Genomic DNA, 3,170 nt, shown 5'->3' on the forward strand with positions numbered 1-3,170 from the left:
TCCCGGCGACATCAGTCAGCGCGCCACCGCCGACGAGCTCGTCACCTGCGCCGACGGGCTGGGCGGCTTGAGCATTGTGGTCAACAATGCCGGGATCACCCGGGACAGGATGCTGTTCAACATGTCCGACGAGGAGTGGGACGCCGTCATCGCCGTGCATCTGCGCGGCCACTTCCTGCTCACCCGCAATGCAGCTACGTACTGGCGGTCCAAGGCGAAGGAATCCGGTGGCTCGGTCTACGGCCGGATCATCAACACCTCGTCGGAGGCCGGGCTGGTCGGCCCGGTAGGACAGGCCAACTATGCGGCGGCGAAGGCGGGCATTACTGCGCTGACACTGTCGGCGGCGCGGGCGTTGGGCCGCTACGGGGTATGCGCTAACGTGATCTGCCCGCGGGCCCGGACCGCGATGACGGCTGACGTGTTCGGCGAGGCACCCGAGAGCGGCGAGATCGATCCGCTTTCGCCCGAGCATGTGGTCACCCTGGTCCGCTTCCTGGCCTCCCCGGCTGCCGAAGCGGTCAACGGCCAGCTTTTCATTGTCTACGGCCCGCGCGTGACGCTGGTGGCAGCGCCCACCGTGGAGGGTCAGTTCTCGTCCGAAGCGCCGGCCTGGGACCCCGACAAGCTCAGTGCGACGCTGCACGACTACTTTGCTGAGCGCGACCCTGAGCGCAACTTTGCGGCGACCGGCCTGATGGAGTCCTGATCCCGGAACCGAGATAAACTTATCGTTCTTAGCGGGCTAGAACACGTTACTGAATGACCTGGGTCACAACGCCTCTGACCTCGACAAAGTACTCACATCTGTCTAATTTCGGCGATCTTTGACACCCGAACCTGTTCTAGTTACTATGATCCGGCTCACGCGGAGCAGCGTCCGGTTGTAGGGCTGTAGAGCGGAGCGCGAAGGGGGACGTGGAGGCTACGCCCCACGTTGCAGAGACCTCACCCGAGAAGGGAACCCAGGTTGATCGAACAGCTCGCGGTTCCAGCCCGGGCCGTGGGCGGATTCGTCGAAATGTCGCTGGAAACCTTCCGCGCGACGTTCCGCCGGCCCTTTCAGTTCCGGGAGTTTCTCGATGAAACGTGGATGATCGCCAGCGTGTCGCTGGTCCCGACGCTGCTGGTCGCCATCCCGTTCACCGTTTTGGTGGCATTCACCCTCAACATCCTGCTGCGCGAACTCGGCGCGGCCGACCTTTCCGGGGCCGGCACCGCGTTCGGCACCATCACCCAGCTGGGTCCTGTCGTCACTGTGCTGGTAGTGGCGGGCGCCGGCGCCACGGCCATCTGCGCCGATCTCGGCGCCCGCACCATTCGCGAGGAAATCGACGCCATGCGGGTACTGGGCATCGACCCGATTCAGCGCCTGGTGGTGCCCCGGGTGCTCGCGTCCACATTCGTCGCGCTGTTGCTCAACGGGCTGGTCTCAGCGATCGGCATCAGCGGCGGCTACGTGTTTTCAGTGCTGTTGCAGGGTGTCAACCCGGGCGCCTTCGTCAACGGGTTGACGGTGCTGACTCACCTCGGCGAGCTGGTGCTCTCGGAAGTCAAGGCGCTGTTGTTCGGGGTCGTCGCCGGGCTGGTTGGCTGCTATCGCGGGCTGACGGTCAAGGGGGGTCCCAAGGGCGTGGGTAATGCCGTCAACGAGACAGTGGTCTACGCGTTCATCTGCTTGTTCGTGATCAACGTCGTTATGACCGCGATCGGCGTCCGAGTGCTGGCGCGATGAAACGATGAACCGCGCCGCGACGATGCAGAGCGCAGTGATGAGGAGGAGCGGCGCACATGAGCTATGACGCCACGCTGCGCTTCCGCCGCTTCTTTTCTCGGTTCGCCGGACCGGTCGACAACTTCGGCGAGCAGGCGCTGTTCTACGGCGAAACCGTGCGCTATGTCCCCAACGCCGTCACTCGCTACCGCAAGGAGACGATGCGGCTGGTCGCGGAAATGACGCTGGGTACTGGCGCTCTGCTGCTCATCGGCGGAACGGTCGGGGTGGCCGCGTTCATGACCCTGGCCTCCGGCGGTGTCATCGCGGTTCAGGGCTACGCGTCGCTGGGCAACATCGGCATTGAGGCGCTGACCGGGTTTCTCTCGGCGTTCCTCAACGTTCGCATCGTCGCGCCGGTGATCGCCGGTATCGCGCTGGCGGCCACCATCGGCGCCGGCGCCACCGCACAGCTCGGCGCGATGCGGGTGGCCGAGGAAATCGACGCACTCGAAACCATTGCCGTGCACTCGGTCTCCTACCTGGTGTCCACTCGGTTGGTCGCCGGGTTGGTCACGGTCGTCCCGCTGTATTCGCTGGCGGTGCTGGCTTCGTTTTTCGCGGCACGATTCATCACGATCTTCATCAACGGCCAGTCGTCAGGCCTGTACGACCACTACTTCAACACGTTTCTCAATCCGACGGATCTGCTGTGGTCATTTCTGCAGGCCATCGTGATGTCGATTGCGGTGATGTTGGTGCACACGTACTACGGCTACAACGCATCCGGTGGCCCGGTCGGCGTCGGCCTGGCGGTCGGCCAGGCCGTGCGTACGTCGCTGATCGTAGTGGTGGTCATTACCTTGTTCATCTCGCTGGCGGTCTACGGCGCGTCGGGTAACTTCAACCTCTCCGGATAACGGGACGGGTGACACAGGTGGGGAGACGCACTCAGATCAGGCTGGCAGCGGCGGTACTCGCCGCAGCCTTGGCGGGCTTTGTGCTGCTGACCTATCTGTCTTACACTGCGGCGTTTTCGCCGACCGACGCGGTTTTCGTGACTGCGCCGCGCGCCGGGCTGGTCATGGAGCGCGACAGCAAGGTCAAGTACCGCGGGATCCAGATCGGCAAGGTCAAAAACATCGCCTACTCCGGTGATCAAGCGCAGCTGACGCTGGCCATCAACAGCAACGACTTGCACTACCTTCCGGCCAACGCGACGGTGCACATCGCCAGCAACACGATATTCGGCGCCAAGTCGGTCGAATTCATTCCACCGGCATCGCCGTCACGCATATCGCTGCGTCCGGGCGCGCACATGCAAGCTTCGGCGGTTGCGGTGGAAGTCAACACGTTGTTCCAGTCGCTGATCGACGTGTTACACAAGATCGATCCGGTCGAATTGAACGGGACACTCAGCGCGCTGGCCGAAGGTCTTCGGGGTCACGGAAACGAC

4 protein-coding genes are annotated in these 3,170 nt (G+C 63.6%); all 4 read left to right on the plus strand.

The window, feature by feature from the left end:
* The coding region (locus VFA16_RS20975; protein ID WP_324969678.1) for a 3-oxoacyl-ACP reductase at window positions 1–709 on the plus strand (709 nt) is incomplete at its 5' end.
* A 261-nt stretch (window positions 710–970) separates the two neighbouring features.
* On the plus strand, window positions 971–1,735 hold the full coding sequence (locus VFA16_RS20980; RefSeq protein ID WP_324969679.1) for an ABC transporter permease: 765 nt from the start codon (window positions 971–973) through the stop codon (window positions 1,733–1,735).
* Window positions 1,736–1,791: 56 nt separating this feature from the next.
* Entirely contained in the window at window positions 1,792–2,634 is an 843-nt protein-coding gene (locus tag VFA16_RS20985) for an ABC transporter permease (RefSeq protein WP_324969680.1), read from the plus strand.
* 8 nt (window positions 2,635–2,642) lie between these two features.
* A partial coding sequence (locus tag VFA16_RS20990; protein ID WP_324969681.1) for an MlaD family protein occupies window positions 2,643–3,170 on the plus strand: 528 nt, incomplete at its 3' end.

It is taken from the genome of Mycobacterium sp. (assembly GCF_035653355.1).
In the GTDB taxonomy this organism is placed as follows: Bacteria; Actinomycetota; Actinomycetes; order Mycobacteriales; family Mycobacteriaceae; genus Mycobacterium.